The sequence below is a fragment of the Endozoicomonas sp. G2_2 genome (assembly GCF_017744135.1).
In the GTDB taxonomy this organism is placed as follows: domain Bacteria; phylum Pseudomonadota; class Gammaproteobacteria; order Nevskiales; family Salinisphaeraceae; genus Salinisphaera.
Genome location: NZ_JAGHQU010000001.1, coordinates 142,647 through 168,179 on the forward strand (window position 1 = coordinate 142,647; position 25,533 = coordinate 168,179).

General features: G+C 65.9%; 17 protein-coding genes. 9 read left to right on the forward strand and 8 right to left on the reverse strand.

Features of this window, described 5'->3' with window-relative positions:
* Positions 1 to 145 precede the first annotated feature (145 nt).
* Positions 146 to 2,203, forward strand: a complete 2,058-nt coding sequence (locus tag J7355_RS00645) for a TonB-dependent receptor (RefSeq protein WP_209058913.1) — start codon at positions 146 to 148, stop codon at positions 2,201 to 2,203.
* Between the two features lie 1,045 nt (positions 2,204 to 3,248).
* Here the strand turns inward: J7355_RS00645 and J7355_RS00650 are convergent.
* Complete coding sequence (locus J7355_RS00650; protein ID WP_209058915.1) at positions 3,249 to 4,541, reverse strand: PQQ-dependent sugar dehydrogenase; 1,293 nt, start codon at positions 4,539 to 4,541, stop codon at positions 3,249 to 3,251.
* 169 nt (positions 4,542 to 4,710) lie between these two features.
* Between J7355_RS00650 and J7355_RS00655 the strand changes: the two genes are divergently transcribed.
* The gene (locus J7355_RS00655; RefSeq protein WP_209058917.1) at positions 4,711 to 5,208 is read left to right on the forward strand and encodes an Hsp20/alpha crystallin family protein; all 498 of its coding nucleotides are present in this window, start codon (positions 4,711 to 4,713) and stop codon (positions 5,206 to 5,208) included.
* A 78-nt stretch (positions 5,209 to 5,286) separates the two neighbouring features.
* Here the strand turns inward: J7355_RS00655 and J7355_RS00660 are convergent, their stop codons facing one another.
* From J7355_RS00660 to J7355_RS00670, 3 genes are all read right to left on the reverse strand, one after another.
* The gene (locus J7355_RS00660; protein WP_247739664.1) at positions 5,287 to 5,823 is read right to left on the reverse strand and encodes a 2,4'-dihydroxyacetophenone dioxygenase family protein; all 537 of its coding nucleotides are present in this window, start codon (positions 5,821 to 5,823) and stop codon (positions 5,287 to 5,289) included.
* 125 nt (positions 5,824 to 5,948) lie between these two features.
* On the reverse strand, positions 5,949 to 8,468 hold the full coding sequence (locus tag J7355_RS00665) for an FtsX-like permease family protein (protein WP_209058919.1): 2,520 nt from the start codon (positions 8,466 to 8,468) through the stop codon (positions 5,949 to 5,951).
* Complete coding sequence (locus J7355_RS00670; RefSeq protein WP_209058921.1) at positions 8,458 to 9,138, reverse strand: ATP-binding cassette domain-containing protein; 681 nt, start codon at positions 9,136 to 9,138, stop codon at positions 8,458 to 8,460. Before J7355_RS00670 ends, J7355_RS00665 begins: the two co-directional genes overlap by 11 nt.
* On the opposite strand from J7355_RS00670, the gene J7355_RS00675 reads away from it, so the two are divergent.
* Positions 9,138 to 9,815 carry an arylesterase gene (locus J7355_RS00675; protein ID WP_247739665.1) on the forward strand — a complete coding sequence of 226 codons (678 nt, stop codon included), beginning with the start codon at positions 9,138 to 9,140 and terminating at the stop codon, positions 9,813 to 9,815. The genes J7355_RS00670 and J7355_RS00675 overlap by 1 nt on opposite strands.
* A gap of 21 nt (positions 9,816 to 9,836) precedes the next feature.
* Here J7355_RS00675 and J7355_RS00680 read toward each other — a convergent pair whose 3' ends face one another.
* Positions 9,837 to 11,324, reverse strand: a complete 1,488-nt coding sequence (locus J7355_RS00680; protein ID WP_209058923.1) for an amidase — start codon at positions 11,322 to 11,324, stop codon at positions 9,837 to 9,839.
* 339 nt (positions 11,325 to 11,663) lie between these two features.
* Positions 11,664 to 12,722 (reverse strand): alpha/beta hydrolase, encoded by a 1,059-nt coding sequence (locus tag J7355_RS00685; RefSeq protein ID WP_209058925.1) that lies wholly within the window; start codon positions 12,720 to 12,722, stop codon positions 11,664 to 11,666.
* 190 nt (positions 12,723 to 12,912) lie between these two features.
* On the opposite strand from J7355_RS00685, the gene J7355_RS00690 reads away from it, so the two are divergent.
* From J7355_RS00690 to J7355_RS00710, 5 genes are all read left to right on the forward strand, one after another.
* Positions 12,913 to 14,142 carry an efflux RND transporter periplasmic adaptor subunit gene (locus tag J7355_RS00690; protein ID WP_209058928.1) on the forward strand — a complete coding sequence of 410 codons (1,230 nt, stop codon included), beginning with the start codon at positions 12,913 to 12,915 and terminating at the stop codon, positions 14,140 to 14,142.
* Between the two features lie 3 nt (positions 14,143 to 14,145).
* Complete coding sequence (locus tag J7355_RS00695) at positions 14,146 to 17,292, forward strand: efflux RND transporter permease subunit (protein ID WP_209058930.1); 3,147 nt, start codon at positions 14,146 to 14,148, stop codon at positions 17,290 to 17,292.
* 800 nt (positions 17,293 to 18,092) lie between these two features.
* Positions 18,093 to 19,160, forward strand: a complete 1,068-nt coding sequence (locus J7355_RS00700) for an NADH:flavin oxidoreductase/NADH oxidase (protein ID WP_209058933.1) — start codon at positions 18,093 to 18,095, stop codon at positions 19,158 to 19,160.
* A gap of 146 nt (positions 19,161 to 19,306) precedes the next feature.
* Positions 19,307 to 20,332, forward strand: a complete 1,026-nt coding sequence (locus J7355_RS00705; RefSeq protein WP_209058936.1) for a bile acid:sodium symporter family protein — start codon at positions 19,307 to 19,309, stop codon at positions 20,330 to 20,332.
* A gap of 68 nt (positions 20,333 to 20,400) precedes the next feature.
* On the forward strand, positions 20,401 to 21,579 hold the full coding sequence (locus J7355_RS00710) for an MFS transporter (RefSeq protein ID WP_348522988.1): 1,179 nt from the start codon (positions 20,401 to 20,403) through the stop codon (positions 21,577 to 21,579).
* A 4-nt stretch (positions 21,580 to 21,583) separates the two neighbouring features.
* On the opposite strand, the gene J7355_RS00715 is transcribed toward J7355_RS00710, so the two are convergent.
* Entirely contained in the window at positions 21,584 to 22,468 is an 885-nt protein-coding gene (locus J7355_RS00715; protein ID WP_209058940.1) for a metallophosphoesterase, read from the reverse strand.
* Between the two features lie 118 nt (positions 22,469 to 22,586).
* On the opposite strand from J7355_RS00715, the gene J7355_RS00720 reads away from it, so the two are divergent.
* Positions 22,587 to 23,189, forward strand: a complete 603-nt coding sequence (locus J7355_RS00720) for a GNAT family protein (RefSeq protein ID WP_209058942.1) — start codon at positions 22,587 to 22,589, stop codon at positions 23,187 to 23,189.
* 43 nt (positions 23,190 to 23,232) lie between these two features.
* Here J7355_RS00720 and J7355_RS00725 read toward each other — a convergent pair whose 3' ends face one another.
* Complete coding sequence (locus J7355_RS00725) at positions 23,233 to 25,443, reverse strand: TonB-dependent siderophore receptor (RefSeq protein WP_209058943.1); 2,211 nt, start codon at positions 25,441 to 25,443, stop codon at positions 23,233 to 23,235.
* Between the last annotated feature and the right edge of the window lie 90 nt (positions 25,444 to 25,533).

Here is a 25,533-nt window from a genome sequence, read left to right on the forward strand (position 1 = left end):
GCCGCATGGCGCCGCCCAGCCGAGGCCCGCCTCCCGTTCTCGTCTGATACGCAAGTAAAACCCAGTTGTGTACCGCGGTCTTCGATACCGCCGCTGCGGTATCGCCGCCACGCGATTCCGCTTTTTCAGACGAGAACATTCACTCATGGCGCACTCAAGCTATAGACGATTCGTGGTGCCGGTCGCCGGCGCCTGCCTGCTCGGCCTTGGTCACACCGCTCTGGCCCAGGATCGAGGCAACGACAAGACCGATAACGACAGCGCCGCTGAAACCGGCCTGCTTGCGCCGATCTCGGTCGAGGCCCTGGCGTTCGACGCGCAGGATCCCAGCCAGGCCATCGAGCCGGCGACCGTTGTTGCCGGGCCCGAACTGGCGCGCAAACGCGGCCAGAGCCTGGGCGTAACGCTGGCGGATACGCCCGGCATCAGCTCGGCCGACTTTGGCCAGGGCGTGGGCCGGCCGGTGATTCGCGGTCAGTCCGGCGCGCGCGTTCGGGTACAGGAAAACGGGCTGGGCTCGGCCGACGTGTCGACGCTAAGCCAGGATCATGCGGTCAGCATCGACCCCTATTCCGCGCGCCAGGTGGAGGTGCTCAAGGGCCCGTCCACGCTGCTTTACGGGTCCGGGGCGATCGGTGGCGTGGTCAACGTGGTGACGGATCGTATCCCCACGACCGCGCCCGACGGCGTCACCGGTGAGGCCACGCTGGAGCGCGGCGACAGTACGCTGGGCCAGCGCCTGCAACGTCTGGACGTGACCGGCGGTATCGGCGGTTTTTCCCTCAACGTGCAGGGCATGAAGCGCCTGACCGACAGCTATCAGGCCGATGACGATCGGCGTATCGACAACAGCGCGACCGATACCGATACCTACAGCGTGGGCAGTTCGTATTCGGGCGACTGGGGCTATGTCGGTGGCGCGGTCAGTCATTTCGGCCGTGAATATGGCATTCCCGGCGAAGAGGCGCGGATCCGTCTGACCCAGGATCGCTACGATCTCAAGGGCGAGGTCTACGACGTCGCGCCCGGCATCGCGCGGCTCGAGTTTTCGGGCGCCTATACCGATTACCTGCATACCGAGGGCGAGGAAACGCCGGAAGCTTTCTTCGACAACCAGGAAACCGAGTTCCGTATTGCCGCCGAGCACGCGCCGATCGCGGGTTTTACCGGCGTTTTCGGCATACAGGGTCTCGATCGCGAGTTCGAAGCCTACGGCGAAGAGGAATCCTTCGTCCCGGCGACCGATACCCAGTCGCTCGCGGCGTTCTGGGTGGAACAGCGTCCAATCGGCGAGAACTGGACGGTGCAGGGCGGTCTGCGCGTGGAGTACCAGGAACAGGACACCAGCGAAGATCGTACGGACACCGACCACACGCCCATCAGCGTATCGCTAGGCGCCAAGCGCACGATCGGCGATCACTATGTGCTCACCGCGACGGCCGGTCGCTACGAGCGTGCTCCGGCCACCGAAGAGCTATACAGCTTCGGCCCGCACGAGGCTACGCTCACCTATGAACGCGGCAACGAACGCTTCGGTGAAGAGGTCGCCAATAGCTTCGACCTGGGCCTGAGCCGGATCAACGGCCGGCTGCGCTTCGACACCAGCCTGTTCTATACCCGCTACGACGACTATATCTACCAGCGTTCGGTCGATGCCGGGCTGGACGCCGACGGCACCGGCACGCCGAATGCCGACGGGATCGCCGATCGGGTGAACGAGGAAGGCGAGTTCGATACCGACGGCGAGTTCCTGCTTATCGACTATGCCGCCGCCGACGCCACCTTCTACGGCGGCGAAGCGGAGGTGGCCTACGATCTGATCGAAGGCGCACACCGCCTTACGGCCCACGTGCTGGGCGATTATGTTCGCGCCGAACTCGACAACGACACGAATCTGCCTCGCATCACGCCGGGACGCTACGGCGTGGGGCTCGACTACGACAGCGACACGTGGCTGGGCACGATCGAAGCGATCCGCGCCAGCCGGCAGAATCGCGAAGGCCCGCTTGAGGACGAGACCGCCGGATTCACCGATCTCACCGCGTTTGTCGGTTATCGGCTCGCTGGCCTGGATGATGTCGATACGCTCGTCTATCTGCGTGGCGACAATCTGCTCGACGACGAGATCGTGCGCAGTACGTCGTTCCTGCGTGTGGCGCAGCCGGGGCGTACGGTGACGGCGGGTGTGAACGTGAAGTTCTAGTACGCCATTTGCTGGCGCCGATGTTGGAAACGCCCCGGTTTGCCGGGGCGTTTTTCGTTGACGGATTGCGGATTACGTCGTGGTCGACCTCTTGGAGTGGTCGGCCGGAACCGCTTGCTGCTCGCGATCACGGTTGTGCTTGTTGTTGTGGGTTTGAATCAACGTTGGGGTGGATTTTCGCTTGGAGTTTCGCACTGTTGTGCGAGTCACTTTTATTTGCTTGCCCAAATAAAAGTAACCAAAACAAAAGGCACCCTGTCTTGCGTCGGCGCTCCGCGCCGATGCCCTCCCATCGCGGTCCGCAAGCGGGACGGCCGGAAACTCGCTGCGCTTAGACATCCGGCCGTCCCTGGTCTATTGACGTGGCCGCTTGCGGCCCGCGCTGCTCGGCGCTACGCCCAAGGGGACCGAATACAGACAAAGACCGGCTCGCTAACGCTTCGCCAAGATCGCAAAGCGATCTTCGTCGGACAACGCTGAAGGCGAGTCCGACTGGAACGCAGCCTCGGGATCCAACTTCTACTCGGCAGCCTTTCCAACGGCGACCGTCGGGCCGCCGCGTCTGTATTCAGGCCCGTTGCACAGCGACGGAGACACGGAGTGGCGACGGGTGTCCGGCGCACTGCGCCGGTGCGGCCAGCCTGTTTGAGCGTCGCCAAAGCGACGCGAGTTCTGGCCGCATCCCGTCGCCGCTGCGTGTCGGAGTGAACCGGCGCTTTGCGCCGGCGCTGTGTTCGGGTGTCCTTTTCCTTTGCTTACTTTCTTTTGGACAAGCAAAAGAAAGTGAGTCGCACAGCAGTGCGAAACAAAAGGGTCGACGAACTCGTGAGCGGACCAAAAAACTCCGCGCCAACTCATTTGGCACTGAATCAACGGCCAGGCTCGAGTGGCTCCAGGCCCTCGTGCGGGCGTGGGGAAATCATGATTGGACGTTTGCGTCTTTGGCCCAGCCCTGTGTAACGAACACAAAAAAGCCGACACGGAATGTGCCGGCTTTTCCGGTGCCTTGATTCGCCGCAGCGCGACGAATCAGTGCAGTCGTTGATCAGCCGTTGCCACCACGCTCGCGGGTCACGCGAAAGATCGTGCCCCCGGCATCGTCGCTGATATACAACGCGCCATCGCTGCCCTGGGCGAGTCCGGCGGGTCGATGCTCGGCGCTGCCGGGCGACTTGATTTCCTCGCTGCCCTGAAAGCCCTGTGCCCCGGCGAAGTCCTCGTATTCGCCGCTGGCCTTGCCGTTCTCGAACGGCTGGTAGATCACGCGATAACCGGCCTGCGGGCTGGGCGCGCGATTCCAGGAGCCGTGGAAGGCGATGAAGGCGCCGCCGTTGTACGCGCTCCCCAGGCCGTCGCCGTCGTAGAAGAGCACGTCCATCGGCGCCCAGTGGGCGGGGTAGGCGGCGATGGGCTGCTCGTAATCGCCGCAGCGGCCGACCTTCTTGCCGTCACCGTCATACTCCGGGCCCAGTACCTTCTTGCCCATTTCCGGGTCGTAGTAGCAGAACGGCCAGCCGAAGTGGTCGCCCTCGTCGATCGCGAAAAGCTCTTCGGCCGGCAGGTGCGCGCTCTGCTTCTGGGTGAAGGTGTCCGGCCAGTTGGAATACAGCTGGTCGCGACCATGCTGCGCGCCGTAGAGCTGGCCGTCGTGCCAGTCGAGCGCGAACATGTTGCGCAGGCCGGTGGCGTATTCGGTTTCGGGCTGGAACTGCTGTCCGGTTTCGGTCGCCGAGAACTGCCAGATGCCGCCGTGGTTATCGAGCAGCGGACAGGGGTCCTGGCCCTTGGAGCCGGGCGAGCGATCGCTTTCCTGGCAGGCATTGGACGGCGCGCCGTTGTTCACGAACAGCATGCCGTCGTCACTGATGGCGAGCCCCCGCGCGGCGTGCGATGTCTGCTGCGGCAGACCGGTGACGATGTGCTCGGGTTCGCCCTCGGGGACGAGATTGTCGCCAAGCTGGTAACGGTAGATATCGGTGACGGTCGCCGCATACAGCCAGCCGTCGCGGATCGCCAGCCCGGTGCCGCCGCCTTCGCCGAAGGTCTTGCGCTTGTCGGCGACGCCATCATTGTCGGTGTCGCGCAGTGCCATGAGGCCGTGGCCGTCGACATCGTTGGCGAGGTTCACGTATACCGCGCCGTTGTCGGCGACCGCCAGATGACGTGGCGCGCCCGCATCGGAGGAGAAGGCCGTGGCACAAAACCCCTCGGGCAGATCGAGCCCGGCGGTGTCGCAGCCTTGGGCCGCGCTGGCACTGCCGCCCGCGAACAGACCGGTGGCGGCCAGGGTCGTGGCGCAGAACGCGTGAAGCGAGAGCTTTCGCATCGGTTTTTCCATCGTGTTTTCTTGAGTGCGTGTACCGGTTATAGCAGTTACCGCCACGGGCGGGCAAAGCGCCATTAAAAAACGATCAAGCAACTATTGAATCGTTACCGGCAAGCCCTATCTTCCTTTTCGTAGCAACGCAGCCCGTTGATTCGGGGCGAAAAATTCAGGAGGGAAGATCATGACCATTCAGCGTTATCAAAACCGATTCGCGCCGAGCAGCCTGCTCGCGCAGTTCAACGACGAGATCAATCGCATGTTCGTACAAGACAGCAATGCCTTTCCGGCACTGTCCGGCGGCGCATGGACGCCGAACGTGGATATTCGCGAAACCGGCGACGCCTACCAGATCGAGGCCGAGATTCCCGGTGTCGATCCGCAGGCCATCGAAGTCACGCTCGACAAGGGGGTGCTTACCCTCAAGGGCGAGCGCAACGAGGAAACGGCTGAGGACAACGGCCAGGCTCGTTATCGCGAACGGCGCTTCGGGGCATTCGTGCGTCGCTTCTCGCTGCCGGAGACGGCCGACGAGGACAACATCGAAGCCCGTGCGGAGCACGGTGTGCTGCGCCTGACCATCAACAAGAAGGCCAGTACCGAGCCGCGCCGGATCACGGTCCAGAGCGGCGAGCCAACAGCGCCGGCGGTCGATAATCGCCAAGAGGCCGTATCGGCCTGATTCGCTTCGGTGGTGACGACGACAGCGGGGCTCATTCGGGCCCCGCTTTTTTATGCCTGCTCGGCGTGGCCGCGGCGTCTAGCGAAACAGCGTGTCCACATGCGCCGCGCCGATGCCGACACGGTCATAGTGCTCGCGGCACAGGGCGATATAGTCGTGCACGTCGAAATAGCCGTCCGACTCGCCGTTCTCGTCGAGCCAGATCAGCGGTCCTTTCACCACGAAGAACACCTTCATCGGGTCTTCGTGTTCGTAGGCGACGAGGGTATGACCTTCGCCCGGGGTTTCGTAGACGAAGTCGCCCGCGGTGGCAATCCAGTCGTGCTCCAGATAACCCCATTTGCCGGAGATCGTGTAGGCGAACACTTCGTTCGGGTGGTAGTGGCGGTTCACCAGCCCGGCGCCCTTGGCCATGAGCACGTCGCACCAGCGGTTCGATGACGGCGAAATCCACAGCGGCCGGGACGAGACGGTTTCGTTGAACGGCACGTAATAGCGCTCGTCGTCGGTCGGCGCATTGGCGATATGCACCTCGGGCAGGGTGTCAGGCTTGAAGCTGTCGGGTATCGGTTTGATATCGCGCCAGAATTCGTCGGCATCGGCATGCGCGGACATGCGGTTTCTCCTGTGTTTGTTCTTGATTGGACTCGTGGCACGAGTCTGGCCCCAGCCTGGGGCGCGAGGCAAAACCGCATTTCCTGCGCTGCCCAACCGCTTGCGGGGCCGCGGCAGACAGGCGCTCAATCGGCCGCGCGCAGACTCGTCCATGCTGGCTGGCGCAGCACGTCGCGTAGCGATAACAGCCCGGAAACCGCAATCACCGCAGTCGCGACGCCGATCGCGATCAGCCAGAGATGCGGCCGCCAGGCATAGCCGAGATCGAACACCCAGACGGCCAGCACGATGGACGTGGCCTGCGCGATAACCGCGGCCATGAGTGCCGCACACAGGCCGATCAGCAGGCATTCGGCGATCGTGGCCTGGCGCAGCCAGCGCGAACGCGCGCCGAGCGCGCGCAGCAGGGCGGCCTCGCGCAGGCGTTCGGCGCGGCTGGCCTGCATGGCAGCCAGCAGCACCACCAGCCCGGCGGCCAGGGTAAAACCGAAGACCAGCTCGATCGCCACGCTCAGGCGTTCGATCAGGGTGGTGAGCTGGTCCAGAATCGCCGCGATATCGATCACGCTGATATTGGAGAACTCACGCACCAGCGCGGCAATCGTGCCGTGGGCATCGTCGGGCACATACAGGCTGGTGATGTAGGTCGCCGCGAACTCGTCCAGCACGCCGGGCGAAAACAGCACGTAGAAGTTTGCCTGCAGGCTGGACCAGTCGATCTCGCGGATGCTCTCGATGGTGGCCGTGATCGGCGTGCCGGTGATGTCGAACGTCAGGCTGTCGCCCACATCCACGTCGAGCCGCTCGGCCACCGAGGTGTCGATCGACATCTTCGGCTGGCCGGTGTCCGCGGCGTCGAACCACTGGCCGGCGACGATGCGGTTGTCGGCCTTGAGATTCTCGATCCACGACAGGTTCAGTTCGCGCCGGGTCAGCTCGCCGGCCTGTTCCGCCAGTTCGGCATCGTCGGCGATCGCGGTGCCGTCGACCGCGGTCAGACGACCGCGTACCAGCGGGTAGAAATCCGCTTCCAGCCCGGCCGCCTCCAGCCGATCAGCCACCTGCGGCTGCTGTTGACGCGTGATGTTGATCAGGAAGCGGTTCGGCGCATCGGCAGCGATATCGGCCTGCCAGCCGGCCAGCAGGTCGCCGCGCACGATCACCAGCATGAACAGCATGGTCAGGCCGATGCCGAAGGCCACGATCTGCAGCGCGCTGGCATTGCGCCGTCGCGACAGGGCCGCCAGCCCAAGCCGCAGCCCGGGCCCGGCGCGATGACCCAGCCGCTGGCGGACACGCTCGACGCCGGCGAGCATCAGCAACGCCGCGCCCCAGAGCAGGGCCGTGCCGCCGACCGTGGCCGCGACCACCCAGGCCGTGAGCGTGAGGTCGCGTGTTGCGGCCGCCGCCAGCGCGACCACGCTGACCAGCGCGGCGGCATAGATCAGGCGCGCGCGACTCCCGTGCTCGGCCAACGAGCGGGCCAGCACGCGCGCCGGCGGCGTGGCGCGGGCCTGGGCGAGCGCCGGCCAGGCGAAACCGGCCAACAGGATCGCGCCGGTGGCCGCTGCCGGCCACAGGGCCAGCCAGGACGTGGCCGGCAGTTCGATCTCGAAGGCGCGCGCAATCAGCCGTGATATGCCCAGTTGCGTGACGGCAGCGACGCCCAGGCCCAGCCCGATGCCGATCGCGCCGACGAACGCCAGCTGCCAGGCCAGCAGTCGGGCGATCAGCCCGCGTGCCGCACCCAACGTCTTGAGCAGAGCGATCTCGTCGAGACGGGATTCGGCATGCTGGCGCGCAGTCAGCGCGATCGCCACGCCCGCCAGCACCACGGCGACCAGCGCGGCCAGGTCGAGAAACACGTCGGCGCGTTCCAGCGCACGCGACAGGGCCCGGTTGGACTCGGCCGGCGTCTGCAGCCGCTCGCCGGCGGCCAGCGTCGGTTCCAGATCGGCGCGCAACGTGGTGATCGCTTCCGGCGGCCCGGCGATGAGTTCGGCATAGGAGGCGCGGCTGCCCGGGCCGAGCAGGCCGGTCGCGGCCACGTCCGCCTGGCGGATGAGCACGCGCGGCGCGATATTGGCAAAACCGCTGCCACGGTCGGGCTCGACGGCCAACACGGCGGCGATGGTCAGCTGCGTGTCGCCGAGCGACAGCTCGTCGCCGACGTCCAGCTGCTGGGCATCGAGGATGCGTTGGGCGACCCAGGCGGTGCCGGGCTCCGGAGCGTGACGGACCGTTTCTGTCGGGCTGCCGGGCGGGCCACGCCGCAACGTGAGCGTGCCGCGCATCGGATAGCCGTCGCCGACCGCCTTCACCGAGACCAGCGTGATCTCCTCTTCACGGCTGACCACGCTGGGAAACACGGTCAGGCTGTGGTGCTGCACGCCGGCGGCGTCGAGCCGGGTCGAGCGTTCGTCGTCGAGCGGCGCACGCAACTCGAGCTTGAGATCGGCCGCGATCGTGGCTGCGCCCTGGCGCACCATCGCCGAGCGCACGCGATCGGTCATCTGACTCACCGCACCGACGGCCGCGACCGCCACCACGAGCGCGATCAACAGAATCCAGCCCGCGCCGTCGCGGCGGCTGCGTCCGAGCTGGCGCCAGGCCAGACGAAAGGCCGAGATGCGCTCAGCCGTCATGCAGCTGTCCGTCGGCCAGCCGGCAGCGGCTTGCACAGCGCGCGGCCAGATGTTCGTCGTGGGTGACCAGAACCAACGTGGTGCCCTGTTCGGCATTGAGCGCGAACAGCTGGTCGATCACGGCCGCGCCGGTCTTGCCATCCAGATTGCCGGTCGGCTCGTCCGCGAACAGAATCCGGGGCCGGCAGGCGAAGGCTCGGGCCAGCGCCACGCGCTGCTGCTCGCCGCCGGAGAGCTGGCGCGGCGTATGGCGCAGGCGATCGGCGAGGCCGACCTGGGCGAGCAGCGCGTGTGCGATATCGCGCGCTTCGGCGAGATCGGTGCCGGCCAGCTCCAGCGGCAGGGTGACGTTGTCCAGCGCAGACAGGCCGGCCAGCAGCTGGAAGGACTGGAACACGAAGCCCACCTGGCCGGTACGCCAGGCCGCGCGGGCGTCCTCGTCGAGCGTGGTCAAGTCACGGCCGAGCAGCTTGAGCGTGCCGCGGGTGGGCACGTCGAGGCCGGCCAGCAGCGCGAGCAGCGTCGATTTGCCCGAGCCGGACGTACCCACGATCGACAGACTGTCGCCCGTGTTCAGCGACAATCCGATACTGTCGAGGATAGTGAGCGCGCGTTCGCCGCTGGCGATCGTCTTCGACAGATCGACCGCTTCTAATGCAGGAGATGACATTGAGCCGAGTCTTGTTCTCTGGAGTAAGGGCGCCCTTGCGCCGGATGGTCGTCGTGATGACGGCGGCCGTATTGTTTGCGAGCAGCAGTCTTGCCTACGCGCAGGGCAGCGTACTGGTTTTCGGCGACAGCCTGAGCGCCGGGTACGGCCTGGCGCGCGGCGAGGGCTGGGTCGCTCTGCTGCGCGAACGGCTCGAAGCCAGCGATGCCGACGTGAAGGTCGTCAACGCAAGTGTATCCGGTGAAACCAGCGCCGGCGGGCGCGGGCGCCTGGATGCCGCGCTTGCGCGCCACGAGCCGGACGTGGTGATTCTCGAACTCGGCGCCAACGACGGCCTGCGTGCGCTGCCGATCGCGAAGATGAAGACCAACCTCGCGGCCATGATCGACGCCAGCCGAGAATCCGGCGCCGAGGTGCTGCTGCTGGGCATGCGTATTCCGTCCAACTACGGCAAGCGCTACGCCGAGGATTTCCATCAGGCCTTCGTCAGTTTGGCCGAGGAAACCGACGTTGCCTTCGTGCCGTTCTTCCTCGCCCCGATCGCCACCGACCGCTCCAATTTCCAGGACGACGGCGTGCACCCCAACGCCGACGCCCAGCCGGCGATGCTGGATGAAATATGGCCCGAACTCGCGCCGTTGCTCAGCGCCGATCTCGACGTGCCGGCCGCGCCGTAGGCGCCGCCGGGCGTATCGCGCCTAGCCAGCGGCGACATCGCGGCTGGCATAAGGGCAAGCTGGCGCCTCGACGCCCGCGGCTGCCAGATGCTGGGCAAAGGCGATGGTGGTCAGATCCTGGCCATAGTCGGCCACGATCTGCAGACCGACGGGCAGGCCCTCGTCTGTCAGCCCGACCGGGGCGCTGGTCGCCGGCAGGCCGGCGACCGTCGCCGGGGCGATCCAGCGAAACAGGTTGGTGTAGCCGTGGGCAATGCCGTCCACGTCGATCTCGCGCGACAGCACGGTGCCGTCCTGATTGTGGGGAATCGCCGGCACGCAGACGCTCGGCATCAGCAGCACGTCGTAATCGGCGAACAGCGTGTGCCATTGCTGACGCAGCTTGTGGCGGGCCTCGTCGGCCTTGGCCCAGTCGCGATGGCTGGCAGTGGCGCGTTCGGCAAAGCCGCCCATGGTGCCGGCGTCCGTCTTGCCCATCAGGCCCATGAACTTCGCGCCGCGTTTGGCCTTGTTGTAGATCTTGTCCGGTATCGAGGCGCCGACCAGGCCGTTGAGCAGGCGGTCGTAGGTCTCGTAGCTCTTCTCGAAGCCGCCCGGCAGGTCTTCGATCTTGCTTACATCGGCGCCGGCCCGGCGGACTGCTTCGACTGCGTCTTCCAGTAGTGTCTTGACCGCTTTCGAAATCGGGCAGAAGGCGTGATCGAACAGCACGGCCACCTTGAAGTCGGCCAGAGTCGTGGGTCGCGGCGCGGGCAGCCGGGCCTGCCAGACACTGGCGTCGATCGCGTCCGGCCCGGCGAGAATATCCAGCGCCAGGGCGAGATCGGCAGGATGACGGGCCATCGGGCCTGCCACACACAGATCCGGCTCACCGCGCGTGCCGGGCGGGCCGGGGATATGCCCGCGCATGGGGATCAGGCCATAGGAGGTCTTGTGGCCGTAGACGCCGCACCAGCTGGACGGCGTGCGGATGGAGCCGGCCAGGTCCGAACCCAGTTCCAGCGGCGTGAAGCCGGAGGCCAGCCCGGCGGCGGCGCCACCGGAAGAGCCGCCCGAGGTGTGCTTGTCGTTCCAGGGATTGTTGGTGGTGCCGTAGATCGGGTTGAAGGTTTGGACGTCCTGGGCCAGACGCGGCGTGTTGGTCTTGCCGAAGATCACGGCACCCGCCGCGCGCAGGCGCGAGACGGCCACGGCGTCGTCGGTGCTGCGATAGTCCTTGAGCTTGGGCTCGCCGACCACCGTGGGCAGGCCGGCGGTTTCGTAGGTGTCCTTCACCGTCATCGGCACGCCGTGCAGCGGGCCCCAGTGCTCGCCGGCCGCGATCGCGGCGTCCGCGGCATCCGCGCGGGCACGGGCGGCATCGATATCCATTGCGATGACAGCATTGATCGGCTTGCCGATCGCTTCGATACGGGCGAGGAAATGATCGAGGGCAGCGCGGCTGCTGACTTCGCCGCGGGCGATGGCCGCCGCCAGTTCGGTCGCGGACAGCTGATGAATCTCGGACATGCGCAGGTCTCTTGTAGCGAAAAACGCCCGGCCGTGCGGGCCGGGCGGTCAATGAAAGGATGAGAGCGTTCTAGGGCCTGTTGCCGTTTCGTGCGAGTCCGCGCCAAGGGCTGTTTTGCGGCAAGACAAGGCGTAGCACGCGCCGCGCAGTCATTCTGCGCAAGCGTGCTAGAACGCTGGATTGCCGCAAAACAGCCCTTGTCCCGAAGGGTTGGGCCGCAAATCGCGCTCTGCGGCGTTGCGAGCCTTGATCGTGGCACGCCACGACCGGCGACTCGCGCCTTGCAGAACACGATTTGCGGTCTCCAACGCGGCGCTCGCATGAAACGGCAACAGGCCCTAGTCGTCGCTTTCGGACGACGGCGTATCAAGGCTTTTGAAAAGCGCGCTTTTGAAGCGCTCGGGGGCCTCGATGGGCGGCAGGTGGCCGATGCCCTCGAACGTGACCAGTTCGGCGTTCGGCATGCGCGCGACCGCTTCTTCGGCGAGCTTGGGGTAATTGCCGAGTTCGGCGGCGAGTTCGTCGGACACCAGGTCGGTGCCGAGTGCGGTCTTGTCGCGTGTGCCGATCATCAGCGTGGTGGGCACATCCAACTGCTCGAACTCGTAAAACACCGGCTGCGTGTAGACCATGTCGTAGGTCGCGGCCTGGGCCCAGGCGACCGTGGCCTTGTCTTCGTCACTTCCCACATACATGCCGGCCAGCATCTTCGCCCATTCGGCATAGTGCTGGTTCCACTCGCCGTCGTAATAGCTCTTAAGCTGGTAGGCCTTGATGCCGGCGTAGTCCTTTTTCATCTCGCGGGCATACCAGGCGTTCATGCCGCGATAGGGCACGCCCTTGGCCTTCCAGTCCTCGAGGCCGATCGGGTCGACCAGGATCAGCTGTTCGACGGTATCGGGATACATCAGCGCATAGCGCATGGACAGCATGCCGCCCATGGAGTGGCCGATGATCGTGGCGTTGTCGATATCCAGCGAGGCCAGCAGCGCCTGTGTGTTGGCCGCAAGGTGGTGGAAGGTATAGCTGTAGGCGGCCGGCTTGTCCGACTTACAGAAACCCACCTGATCCGGCACGATCACGCGATAGCCGTTCTCCGACAGCGCGCGGGCGGTGTCCTGCCAGTAGGCGCCGCAGAAGTTCTTGCCGTGCAGCAGCACGGCGACCGGGGGATCGACGATCTCGTCGGTCGGCGCGATATCCATATAAGCCATCGATACGCTGCCGTTCGGGCTGTCCATGGCAAAACGCGAGACCGGCCAGGGATAGTCGTAGTCCTCGAGATTCGGCCCGAGCGCGGGCACGTCGGTGTCGTTTGCGGCGTTGTCGGCCGCGGTCGCCGCGCCGGACAACAGGGCCAGCAACAGCAGGGGCCAGAGCTTGATGGATCGCGTCATGACAGGTCCGAGAGGTAAGAAGCGATGGCGGCCAGCATACCCAGATGCCCGAGCCGCCGGCCAGCGCAACCGGAACCTTCTGCCTCCAATGCGGTTCTATATGAGTAGCTTGAGGCACTCGGGGCGATCGGGGCAGGATCGCCCCGGCGCTGAACATGCAGGCCGCTGTGGCCATCGCGAAGGGGGCAGGGTGATCGATTCGATACAGGCGCCGCGCGCCGTAGCCGGGCGAGCACCGGCACGAAAACGCCGTGGCGGCGAGCCCGCCTGGCTTGCGCGTTTCGTGGCCGGCTGGCTCATCGTTCTCGCCGGTGGCTGGGCGCAGGCCGCGGAGCCGACGCTGGTCGATACGGCAACCGTCGACGCGCGTCGCTGGCAGCAGACCGTGCCGCTCTACGGCACGCTCACCTCGCCGCGCGATGCCGAGGTCACGCCGCGGGTGGCCGGGCTGGTGGCCTCGGTCGCGGTGGATGCCGGCGATCGCGTACAGGCCGGCGACACGCTCATCGAGCTGGATCGCACGCTGGAATCGCTCACGCTGGCCACGCTCGAAGCCTCGGTGGCCGAAGCCGAGGCCCAGCTCGCCGAGGCGCGCCGACTCGCGCGCGAGGCCGATCGGCTGAGCGCGCGCGGCGCGGTATCGCAGAGCGAGCAGGAAACCCGGCAATCCCAGGTCGCGGTCAACGCGGCCGCAGTGCAGCGCCTGCGCGCGGAAGCCGCCGCCCAGCGCGAACGTCTGCAGCGTCATGCCGTGATCGCCCCGTTCGACGGTGAGGTGCGTGCGCGGCTGGTCGATCCCGGCGAGTATGTGGCCCAGACCACGCCGACCGTCTCGCTCGTGGCCACGCAGACGCTGCGCCTGGATGCCTCCGCACCCCAGCAGTACTTCGGGCTCATCGAGCCCGGCATGGCCGTGCAGGTGGTGCCCGAAGCCGGTTCGCGTGAGCCGATCGAGGCCACCGTGGACGTCATCGTGGGCGCGAGCGACGCCGCGGCGCGCAGTTTCCTCGTACGCGTGTTCGTCGACAACAGCGCCGGCCGCCTCACGCCGGGGATGTCGGCCAAGGCGCTGCTCGAACTTGCAACGACGGAGCCGGTGCTGGTCGCCCCGCGCGATGCGCTGGTTCGCGTACCGGGCGGCGGCACGCGCATGTGGCTCGTTCGTGAAGACGACGACGGCACGCTGCGCGCGATCAAGCGCCAGGTCACGCTCGGACGCAGCGCGAACAACGACGTGGAAATTCTCGACGGCCTCGCTGCCGGCGACCGCGTGGTGGTGCGCGGCAACGAAAGCCTCGAAGCCGACCAGGCGGTACGGGTACGCAATGCCCGATCGGCTGCGTCTGCCGGCGGCCAGGAGAGCGGTTCGGCGCCGAACGATCGCTCACGCGCCCTGCGCCTGTCCTCGCCCGGGGCCTGATCGATGTTCGAAGCGCTGATCAAGCGCGGCACGTTGATGACCATCGTCGTGCTGCTGATCTGTCTGTTCGGCGTGCTGGCGGCGATGCGCATTCCGGTGCAGATGATCCCCGATCTGGCCGTGCGCACGATTACGGTCACCACCAGTTGGCCGGGCGCGACGCCACAGGACGTCGAGAACGAGATCCTCATTGAACAGGAGGAATACCTCGCCAATATCATCGGTCTGCAGCGCATGACGGCCGAAGCCAAGACCGGCGAGGCCGAGGTGGAGCTGGAGTTTCCGTTCTCCACCGACGTCAACGAAGCGCTGATCCGCGTGACCAACGCGCTCATGCAGGTGCCCAGCTATCCCGAGGACGTCAACGAGCCGGAAGTGGTGGCGGCGTCGTTCTCCCAGAACTCGTTCATGTATTTCAACGTGGCCGCCGAGGCCGGCAACCCGGCCGGGCTCGACATGGCCTTCATGCGCGATTTCGTCGACGACGAGGTGCGCCGGCGCATGGAGCGTGTCGACGGCGTCGCCGATGTCGAAGTCGGCGGCGGCGCCGAGCGCCAGATTCAGGTGCATGTCGATCCGTCCAGGCTGGCGGCGCGCGGGATTGCGATGACCGACGTGCGCGATGCGATCCGCGCGCGCAATCAGGATGTTTCCGGCGGCGATATGGATGCCGGCAAGCGCCGTTATCTGGTGCGCACGGTCGGGCGTTTCGAGGACGTCTCGGGCCTGGCGGACGTAGTGCTCGCGCGCAGCGGCGACACCGTCACGACGCTCGGCGACGTAGCCCAAATCCAGCTCGATCACGCCGAGGTGCGCGAGTTTGGTTTCTTCAACGATCAACCGGTGGTCAATCTGCAGGTGCGCCGCCAGCCCGGATCGAACGTCATCGACATCAAGCGCGACATGCTCGCGCTGCTGCCCGAGCTGAACGAGACGGTTCTGGCGCCTGCCGGCATGCGCATGCGCCTGACCTCGGACGATGTGCGCTATGTCAGCGCATCGATTTCGAGCGTGTATCGCAACCTGACGATCGGCGGCGTGCTGGCCGCGCTGGTGATGTTTTTGTTCCTGCGCTCGGTCTACGCCACGCTGATCGCCATCGTCGGCGTGCCGATCTGTGCGATCGCCGCGTTCATCGGGCTCGCCGTTTTTGGGCGCACGATCAACGTCATCTCATTGGCGGGCATCGCGTTCGCGATCGGCATGACGCTGGACAACAGCATCGTCGTGCTCGAAAACATCGCCCGCCAGCGCAGCGCGGGGGCGAGCCGCTGGCAGGCCGCGGTGGACGGCGTGCGCGAGGTCTGGCCGGCGGTGCTGGCGTCTACCTTGACCACGGTGATGGTGTTCGCGCCGGTGCTGTTCATCACCCAGAAGGCCGGCCAGCTGTTTTCCGATATCTCGATCGCGATCTCGGCGGCAATCCTCACCTCCATGCTGGTTGCGATCATGGTGCTGCCGACCGCGGCCGCGCGCATCCTGCCCAAGGATTCCGGCGCCGCCGAGACGAGCAACGGGCCGTTCTCGCGCGGCGTGCTGGCGCTGTGTGCGTGGATCATCGCGGTGCGGGCGCGCCGTTATGCGGTGATGGCCGCGATCGCGGGCACGCTGGGCATCGGCGTCTGGGCGCTCACGCCGCCGGCCGAATACCTGCCGGACGGCGAGGAGGCGAAGACGTTCTCCTCGATGCTGCCGCCGGCGGGCACCAATCTCACCGAACTCAACGACATCGCCGGCGAGCTGCGCGAACGTTTCGCGCGCCACATGCCGGACGACAACGGCGAGCTGGCGGCCGAACAGCCGGAAATGCCCGCCATCGCCTACTTCAACATGAGCGTGACCACCAATGAACTGCGCGTGATCGCCGAGCCGGTCAACGACCGCGAGATCGGCGCCCTGATGGCCGCGTTCAACGACAGCTTCGAAGCCTATCCGGGCATGCGCGCGTTCTCGACCAAGGGCTCGATCATCTCCTCGAACGACGGCGGCACGCGGGCGATCAATATCGATATCTCGGGGGCGGATCTGGCCACCATCTATGCCGCGGCGGAGGCGATCTACGATCGCGCGAACGAAGTCTTCGACGACCCGCAGATACTGGCGCAACCGTCCACGCTCACGCTCGGGCAGCCGCTGCTGCGTATCGAGCCGGATTATCCGCGTATCGCCGAACTGGGCCTGGGCGCCGAGGATATCGGCTACACGATCTCCGCGCTCACCGACGGCGCGTACGTGGACGAGTACTTCTTTTCCGACGACAAGGTCGATATCTATCTTTATGACGCGGCCGGCAAGCCGGACACGGTGGATGCCGTGTCACGCCTGCCGGTGGCCACGTCCGAAGGCGTGCTCCCGGTGGTCGCGCTGGCCAATGTCGTGCCCACCGTCGACACCGACGTGATCCGCCGCCTGGACAGCCGGCGTACGGTCACTATCCGCGTCATTCCGCCGCGGGCCGTGCCGCTGGAAGCCGGCGTGGCGCGCGTCAATCGGGACGTGATCGATCATCTGCGCGAGCAGGGCGCTATCGACGCCTCGCTTGCACTCGATATCTCCGGCGCGAGCGACGAGCTGGAGGTGACGCGCCGTGCGCTGACCGGCAACTATATCGTCGCCGTGGGCGTGTGTTATCTGCTGCTGGTCGCCATCTTTTCGCACTGGGGCTATCCGCTGCTCATTCTCACCACGGTGCCGCTGGGCATCGCCGGCGGGATGGTGGGCCTGGCCCTACTCAACGGCGTGGGCGCGCTGTTGCCGGCGATTGGGCTGGCCGCGCTGTCGCAGCCGTTCGACCTGATCACCATGCTCGGTTTCCTGATCCTGGTCGGCACGGTGGTCAACAACCCGATTCTCATCGTGGAGCGGGCGCGCGCGAACGCGGCCGCCGGCATGGCGGCTATCGATGCGGTGCAGGATGCAGTCACGGTGCGGTTGCGACCGATCCTGATGACCACGATTACCACCACCTTCGGTCTCGCGCCGCTGGTGTTTCTGCCCGGCGCGGGCACCGAGCTCTATCGCGGGCTCGGTGCGATCGTGATGTTCGGGTTGTTGTTCACGATGGCTACGACGGTGACTTTCTTGCCGGCGATGTTGGCGTTGGTTATGGAGTATCGAGAGCGGCGATTGGGTTTGTCCCCGTCGCGGTAAGCCGCGAGTGTTTGGATCGACTTTGCGGGTGAATTTTTACTTGGGGTTTCGCACTGTTGTGCGACTCACTTTCTTTTGCTTGTCCAAAAGAAAGTAAGCAAAGGAAAAGGACACCCTGTCTTGCGTCGGCGCTTTGCGCCGATGCCCTGCGCGGCTGCGGCCGAAAGAGGACAGCCGGAAACTCGCCGCGCTACGCGCGACTCAAACATCCGGCCGTCTTTTTCTCTTTCGGCCTCCACTGCTCGGCGCTGCGCCCAAGGGGACCGAATACAGACAAAGACCGGCTCGCTGACGCTTCGCCAAGATCGCGAAGCGATCTTCGTCGGACAACGCCGAAGGCAAGTCCGACCGGAACGTAGCGAAATCCCAACCCCTTACGCAGAAGCCAATCTGAGGCCGGGGGCTAGGCTCGCCGTGCCTGTATTCGGGCCCCGTGTGGCGCGACGAGAAGCGCAGGGCCGAAGGGTGTCCGGCGCACTGCGCCGGTGCGGCCAGCCTGTTTGAGCGTCGCCAAAGCGACGCGAGTTCTGGCCGCATCCCTTCGGACCGAGCATCGCAGTGCACCGGCGCGTTTCGCGCCGGCGCGCAATCCGGGTGTCTTTTTCTTTGCTTACTTTTGTTTGGACAAGCAAACGAAAATAAGTCGCACAGCAGTGCGAAACAAAAGGTCAGACGAACTGGTGAGCACCGACAGACTCAAGGCAAAACGAGTGGCTTGAAAACAGCCATCACCACGCCGATGTATATTGCATGCAACCGAGTCCGAACACCCCGAACCCGGACCATTCAAGGAGCCTCAAGTGAGCGATCTATTCCAGCCCTGGACCATCGGCGACGTCACCTTCCGCAACCGCATCTTCGTCTCTCCGATGTGCCAGTACTCGGCCGAGGATGGCTTCCCCAACGACTGGCACTTCGTGCATCTGGGCAGCCGCGCGGTCGGCGGTGCCGGGCTGGTGATGATGGAAGCCTCGGCGGTGACGCCGGCCGGGCGTATCACGCCGGGCGATCTGGGTATCTGGAGCGATGACCACGTCGCCGAGTTCAAGCGCAATGCCGACTTCATCCATGCTCAGGGCGCGGCGGTGGGCGTGCAGCTGGCCCATGCCGGGCGCAAGGCCTCCTGCGATGCGCCCTGGCGCGGCGGCAAGGCGCTGACCGCCGAGCAGGGCGCCTGGCAGACGGTCGCGCCCAGCGCGATCCCGTTTTCCGAGAACGCGCCCACGCCCCATGCGCTGAACAAGGATGAAATCGCCGAGCTCGTAACCGCCTTCGCCGACGCCGCGAAGCGCGCGCTGGCAGCCGACATGGACATGATCGAACTGCATGCGGCGCACGGCTATCTCATGCACGAGTTCCTGTCGCCGCTATCGAACACGCGCGACGACGAATACGGCGGCAGCCTGGCCAATCGGGCGCGTTTCCCGCTCGAGGTCGTGCGTGCGGTACGCGCGGTCTGGCCAGTGGGCAAGCCGCTGTTTGTGCGCATCTCGTCGACCGACTGGGAGGACGGCGGCTGGGATATCGACCAGTCCGTGCAGTTCGCGCACTGGCTCAAGGCCGAAGGCGTGGACGTGGTCGACTGCTCGGGCGGCGGCAACACGCCGACCGCGAAGATCCCGGTCGGCCCGGGCTACCAGACCGGGTTCGCCGCTCGTATCCGCCGCGAAGTGGGCATCGCTACCGGCGCGGTCGGCATGATCACCGAGCCGGTTCAGGCCGAACATGTCGTGCATTCCGGCCAGGCCGATTGCGTGCTGCTGGCCCGTGAACTGCTGCGCGATCCCTATTTTCCGCTACGCGCGGCGCGGGAACTGCACGGCGTGCAGGGTGACTGGCCGGTGCAGTACGAGCGCGCGGCCCGGTAGACGCGGGAGTCGTTTGCTGCGGCCCTCACGGGTCGTGGCGGGGTATGCGGTCCGCGTGCGCATCGGCGCGGGTCGTGTACCGTGCCAGGCCCTAAGCGGGCGACGTGGGCCTGCGGGGTCTCGCGTCGGCCCGCTATAATTGCACGATGAAGCGATTAGCCTGGCTCAAACGGTTTCTACCCGACCGATTCGTCGTGGCGCTCATCGGCGCCATCATTCTCGCCAGCCTGGTGCCCGTATCGGGTACCGCGGCGGTGGTCTATGGCCATGTCACGACGGCAGCCATCGCGCTGCTGTTCTTTCTGCACGGCGCCAAGCTCTCGCGCGAGGCGATTTATGCGGGCGCGACCAACTGGCGGCTCCACCTGTGCGTGCTGGTGGCCACTTTCGTGCTGTTTCCGTTGATCGGCCTGGCCTCGCGGCCGCTGCTGCTCGACTGGCTCACGCCCGAGCTGTTCGCGGGTCTGCTGTTTCTGTGCGTGCTGCCCTCGACCGTGCAGTCGTCGATCGCCTTCACGTCGGTGGCGCGCGGCAACATCCCGGCCGCGGTGTGCAGCGCGAGCCTGTCCAACCTGCTCGGCGTATTCATCACGCCGCTGCTTGCCGGTTTGTTGATCACCACCCAGTCCGCGGCCGGGGGCGGTTCGCTGAATGCGGTCGTCGATATTCTGTTGCATATCCTGCTGCCGTTCGTGCTCGGCCAGATCGCGCGGCGTTGGATCGGTTCCTGGGTCGCGGCCCATCCGAAACTGGTGAAGTTCGTCGACCAGGGCTCGATCGTGCTGGTGGTCTATGGCGCGTTCAGCGCATCGGTGGTGGAAGGGCTGTGGCAGGAAACGCCGCCTTCGGCGCTGCTGCTGGTCGCGGTGGTCTCGAGCGTGCTGCTCGCGCTGGTGCTCGGCGTGACCTTCGCGCTCGGACGGCGTTTCTTCGAGCGTGCCGACGAAATTGTGCTGGTGTTCTGTGGCTCCAAGAAAAGTCTGGCCAGCGGCATTCCCATCGCGCAGGTGCTGTTCGCCGGCGGCGCGCTCGGCAGCGTGGTGCTGCCGTTGATGGTGTTTCACCAGATCCAGCTGATCGTCTGTGCCGTGATCGCGCGCCGCTATGCCCTCGGCTGGGATCGCTTAGATGCGGCCGATGCGGCGCCGGCCGGCGCGCAGTCGCGCTCCTGAACGGCGCGCTCATCGCAATCAATCTCGACAATCAGAGCCTGACCCGGCGTAGCTGGGGCATTGCTGCTATCGCCTTTCTGGGCGGTGTGGGTGGCGGTGCGGTGTTTCCGATCCTGCCCGTGATCGGTATCGATCTGGGCATCTCGGGCTTCATGATCGGGCTGATCCTGTCGGCCAATCGCATCACCCGGCTGGGTTTCAATCCGGTCACCGGCAGCCTGCTCGATCGCTTCGGCGCACGCTGGCCTGTGGCGATCGGGCTGGTTATCGAAGCGCTGGGTACGCTGGCGTTCTCGATCGCCCTGGTGTCGGAACAGCCGGCTGCCTGGTTTCTGGCCGGGCGCGTCATCTGGGGCGTGGGCTCGTCACTGCTGCTGGTGGGCGCGCTCGCCGCGGTGATGGCGATCGCGCCGGCGCGCCGACGGGCGGGCATGACCGCTAGCGTGCGGACCGCGGTGAGTCTCGGCCTGCCGGCCGGTCTGGTGCTCGGCGGGCTGGTGGCCGATCAGGTCTCCAACAACGCCGCCTTTCTCACCGCGACCGCGCTGAGCATTGTGGCAGCAATAGCCGCCGTCTTTCTATTGCCGGACCAGGCAGGCAAGCCGGCGGACCGTGCCGCCCGCGCCGATTCGACCACGCCTCGTAGCCAGGCCTGGCGCGAACTGCTGGCCATGCCCACGCTACGCATCATCTTCGCCGCCAACGCGCTGCTGTTCTTTGCTGTCTCCGGCGTGCTGCTGGCCACGGTCGCGGTGCTGGTCGATACCCGTGCGCTCTATGTGTTTGGCATGAAAGCACAGGGCAGCGCAGGCCTGCTCATGGCGGTGCTGATGGCCGCGCGTGCGGCCACGGCGCTGGCCTGCGGGCGTTATCTGGATCGCAGCGCGAGCCGCACGAAATTGTTGCTGCCTTCGATGACGCTCGTGGCTGTCGGTCTGGTCGGCCTCGGACAAGCGGGCACGGCGACCACCGCGGCATTGGCGCTGCTGGTGATCGGTGCCGGCGCCGGCGGGCTGACCATTCCGATGATCACGCTGCTCGGCGATATCGCGCCGCGCCATCTGCACGGCCGGGCGCTGTCGATCTATCAATGGTCGAGCGATCTCGGCGGCGCGCTGGGCCCAGCCGCCGGGCTGGAGCTCGGTCATCTGCTCGGCTACGGCGGTACGTACGCGGTGGTCGGGCTGGCGGTGCTCGGCATGGCGCTGCCACTGCGCTGGCTGGTGCGCGACGAACGGCGCAGCTAGGCGCTCAGGCGCGGGCCTTGATCGGCTCGCGGGACACGATTTTTCCGTCGTTGTCGACGAACAGCGTCTCGGCGCGAACGGCGTCTGCGCCGACTTCGAGCGCGATATGGTGGCGCCGGGCGCCATCGGCCTCGATGCGCGGCACGCGTGCGCAGTTGAGATAGAGCGTTTCGCCGTCGTCGGCCGCGGTGTCGCGCCATTCGCCGCTGTGCTTGCTGCGGTGGTGCATATGCCCGGCGAGTACCGCGCGTACGCGGTGGCCGGTGGCGCGGGCGTGCTCGATGGCCACCCGCAGGTCCGGATCGCCGAAGTCGCCGTGTTCGGGGGCGAAATCGCAGCCGAACGGCGAGGTCGGCGTATCGCCGAGGCCGGCCGGGCCGTTGTGGGCGAGCAGGATCAGGTCGCGCGGCGAGCGATTGACCAGTTCACACAGCTTTCGCGCGCTGGCGTCGAAGTCGCCGATACCGAAGGTCTTTCGCAGATAGGATTGATAATAGAATCGGTCCGGGCCCATGGCATGCGGGCGGGCCACGACGATGCCCAGCTCGTCGTCCAGCGGTGCGGCGGTATAACCGCCCAGACGCACCGGCGCCATGGCCTTTTTCATGCTTCGTACCCGCCGCGTCATGCCGAACGCACCCAGGCGGCGTATGAGCGGCCGGTTCTTGATCTCGGCGAGCAGCTGGGGAATGGTCACGCCGTCGTGATTGCCCGGGATCGCCCAGGCCGGCGTGGTCAGTCCCGCCAGCCGGCGCGCGACCGGTACAGCGCTCGTGATGCGGGCGAAATCGCCCACGAACAGGAGCATGTCGTAGCCAGCCCGGTTGAAAAACGCGGTATCGCGTTCGTCCCAGAAGCCATGTATGTCGCCGATGACGCCGAATCGCATGGCGGTTTTTTACGGCCTGGGTGGGGTTGCGTCAACTCGACAAGATCGAGGGCCGTAGTCGGATGGCGGGTCACGCTAGACTCGGCAAGCCAACGAAACGAAGCAGAAGGGGATCCCCATGCCGCGCTGGATCACGACCACGACCCTTGCCGGAGACCATGTCGTACTCGAGCCGCTTGAGGTACAGCATGCCGATGCGCTGGCCGAGGCCGCCACCGACGGCGAGCTCTGGCGGCTGTGGTACACCTTCGTGCCGACGCCGGAGGCGGTCGCGGACTATATCGATACCGCGCTCGCCGAACGCGCACAGGGCGGGCTGGCGTTTGCGGTGCGCGACCGGGCCAGCGATACGGTGATCGGGTCCACGCGCTATTGCCATGTGGACGAAACCAACCGCCGCGCCGAGATCGGCTACACCTGGTACGCGCAGCGTTTTCAGCGCACTGCGATCAACAGCGAGTGCAAGCGGCTGATGCTGGCCCACGCATTCGAAACCCTCGACGCCATCGCGATCGAGTTTCGTACCCATTGGCACAACCGCGCCTCGCGGACGGCGATCGCGCGCCTGGGCGCGAAGCAAGACGGCGTGCTGCGCAATCACATGAAAAGCGCGGACGGTATCTATCGGGATACGGTGGTGTTCTCGATCACCGATCAGGAATGGCCGGCGGTACGCCAAAACCTGGATTTTGCGCTCGAACGCGCGTCGGCGGATCAATAGCCGACCGCTGCCCCGAAGGACGGCGGCCGGCAGGCCTTGGTGATCAGTCCCAGCGGTAGGTGATGCTGCCGAGCACGTTGCGCGGCAGGCCGTACTCGCAGAACGAGGACGCCTGTGCACCCGTGCAGTACACCTTCACATCATCGAACACATTGTTCGCCGACAGCTGCAACCGCACGTTGTCGAACTCGTAGCGTACGGCCGCATCGACGAGCGTGCTCGACGGGTAGCGGGCGGTGTTGTCCGCGTTCGAGAAAGACGAACTCGTGTAGCGCACGCCGGCCCCTACGCCGAGGCCTTTCAGCGCCGGTTGCTGGAAGTCGTAGTCGAACCATAGCTTGGCCAGATGATCCGGTCGGTTGACCACGCGCTTGCCGTTGGTCGCCTGACTGCCGCCGGCCTCGATCACATCCACCTCGTTCCAGGTATAGCTCGCGAGCGCGCTCAGACCGCGCGTGATATCCAGCCGGGCGCCGAGTTCCACACCGCGGGAACGCGTCTCGCCGATCTGGCTGGGCACGGCGCTGTTGGGCATGGTCACGAGTTCGTTGTTGCGGCTGATTTCGAAGGCCGCGACCTCGAACGATGCGTTCCAGCTGACCGGGCGATAGCGCAGGCCGATCTCGTACTGTTCGCCGGTGATCGGGTCGTAGCCGGCGCCCGTGACTTCGTTGGTCCCGTACTGGGGCGTGAACGATTCGCTGTAGCTGGCATAGGGTGCCAGACCGTTGTCGGCGAGATAGACCACGCCCGCGCGCCAGCTCAGATTGTCCTGATCGTTCTTGTCTTCACCGAGGGACTCTTCGTTCACCCAGTCCTGACGGGCGCCGAGCGTGAAGGCCCATTTGTCGCGGTATTTCAGGTGGTCCTGCACGTAGAGGCCGTACTGGTCGGCCTGCGTGCGGCTCGGGGTGAAGGTACTCGGCAGGCTGAAGTCCTGCGTGTAGTCCGGGTTGTATAGATCCAGCGGCGGGATATCGGTGGTCGGGTTGCCGAAACCGGAATTGCGGGAACGGTAATCCAGCGTCTTGTAGTCGAAGCCGGCCAGCAGGCTGTGCTCGAACGCGCCGTGGCGCACGTCGGCGACCAGCTGGTTGTCGGCCGTGATTGTTTCGCCTTCGTCGAAGCGCAGACGCGCATCACGTTCGAGTACGGTGAGGTCTTCATTGAAAGGCGAGGCGGTGAAGTAGTTGCGGAATACGTCGACCACGTCGTAATCCACCTCGCGATAGCGCACGTTCTGGCGAAAGGTCAGATGGTCGCCGACAAGCTGCTCGAACAGATACCCCACCGAGTAGGTTTCGGAACTGTAACCGGCCAGCCCCGGGATGCCGATATAGCGGTCGCGCGGGATACGGCGGCCGTCGTTGTCCCGTTTCGTGCCCTCCAGCGGGAACCCGGTCCAGTGGTAGTCGGATTCGTTCTTCTGATAATGGGCGAGCAGCGTGAGCTCGGTTCGTTCGCTGGGCGACCAGGTCAACGCCGGCGCCACGTAGACGCGATCGTCGTCGATGTATTCGATCGGCGCGTCGGCCTTCTGCACCAGCCCGGTCAGGCGATAGCGCCAGTGTCCGTTTTCGTCCAGTGCCTGGCTGACATCGCCCTTGAGCTGTTTCTGGCCGAAGCTGCCCAGTTCGAGCCCGACTTCGTGCAGCGGCGTATCGGTCGGGCGCTTGGTGACCAGGTTGATGATGCCGCCCGGCTGCCCCTGGCCGTAGAGCACGGAAGCCGGGCCGCGCAGCACTTCGATACGCTCCAGCCCGTAGGTCTCGATCGGCGCGTCGTAGGGCAGGCCCGAGAACATCCGGGTGCCGTCACGATAGGTGGCGTCCGAGGCCTGGAAGCCGCGGATAGTGATCCCGATCGAGTCGGTGACGTTATTGTTGAAGCGGTTGAGCACCGTGATTCCGGGGCTGTATTCCACCGCCTCGGTGAGCGTGTTGGCGTCGCGATCCTCGAGTTCGTCGCGGCCGATCACCGTGATCGCCTGGGGCGATTCGATCAGCGGGATATCGGTCTTGGTGGCCGTGGCGCTACGTTCGGCGACATAGCCCTCGACCGGGCTCCAGGCGCGGGCTTCCACCTGGTCGCCCTGAATATCGATCGGCCCGAGCGTGGTGGTGTCCGGCGTATTGCCTTGGCCAAACGCCGGGCCGCAGAGCGCGCTGGTTAGCAGCACCCACCACGTCGTTCGCGTGGGCGGCAAGGCAAAGGCGCTCGAACGTCGTCGATTCGCGGATCGCGGCTGGTGCATGGATTGGTCCCCCTGGTTGCGGTTTCAATTTGTTAATAAGAAGCATTCGCGTTTAAAAGCGGTAACAGGCTCGAGCCGACGCTTCGTGGC

Bases quoted from the DNA above. Each gene is read 5' to 3' on its own strand.
- J7355_RS00725 (WP_209058943.1), bottom strand. From the start codon at position 25,443: ATGCACCAGCCGCGATCCGCGAATCGACGACGTTCGAGCGCCTTTGCC.
- J7355_RS00720 (WP_209058942.1), top strand. From the start codon at position 22,587: ATGCCGCGCTGGATCACGACCACGACCCTTGCCGGAGACCATGTCGTA.
- J7355_RS00715 (WP_209058940.1), bottom strand. From the start codon at position 22,468: ATGCGATTCGGCGTCATCGGCGACATACATGGCTTCTGGGACGAACGC.
- J7355_RS00650 (WP_209058915.1), bottom strand. From the start codon at position 4,541: ATGGAAAAACCGATGCGAAAGCTCTCGCTTCACGCGTTCTGCGCCACG.
- J7355_RS00680 (WP_209058923.1), bottom strand. From the start codon at position 11,324: ATGTCCGAGATTCATCAGCTGTCCGCGACCGAACTGGCGGCGGCCATC.
- J7355_RS00695 (WP_209058930.1), top strand. From the start codon at position 14,146: ATGTTCGAAGCGCTGATCAAGCGCGGCACGTTGATGACCATCGTCGTG.
- J7355_RS00655 (WP_209058917.1), top strand. From the start codon at position 4,711: ATGACCATTCAGCGTTATCAAAACCGATTCGCGCCGAGCAGCCTGCTC.
- J7355_RS00645 (WP_209058913.1), top strand. From the start codon at position 146: ATGGCGCACTCAAGCTATAGACGATTCGTGGTGCCGGTCGCCGGCGCC.
- J7355_RS00660 (WP_247739664.1), bottom strand. From the start codon at position 5,823: ATGTCCGCGCATGCCGATGCCGACGAATTCTGGCGCGATATCAAACCG.
- J7355_RS00685 (WP_209058925.1), bottom strand. From the start codon at position 12,722: ATGACGCGATCCATCAAGCTCTGGCCCCTGCTGTTGCTGGCCCTGTTG.
- J7355_RS00705 (WP_209058936.1), top strand. From the start codon at position 19,307: ATGAAGCGATTAGCCTGGCTCAAACGGTTTCTACCCGACCGATTCGTC.
- J7355_RS00670 (WP_209058921.1), bottom strand. From the start codon at position 9,138: ATGTCATCTCCTGCATTAGAAGCGGTCGATCTGTCGAAGACGATCGCC.
- J7355_RS00665 (WP_209058919.1), bottom strand. From the start codon at position 8,468: ATGACGGCTGAGCGCATCTCGGCCTTTCGTCTGGCCTGGCGCCAGCTC.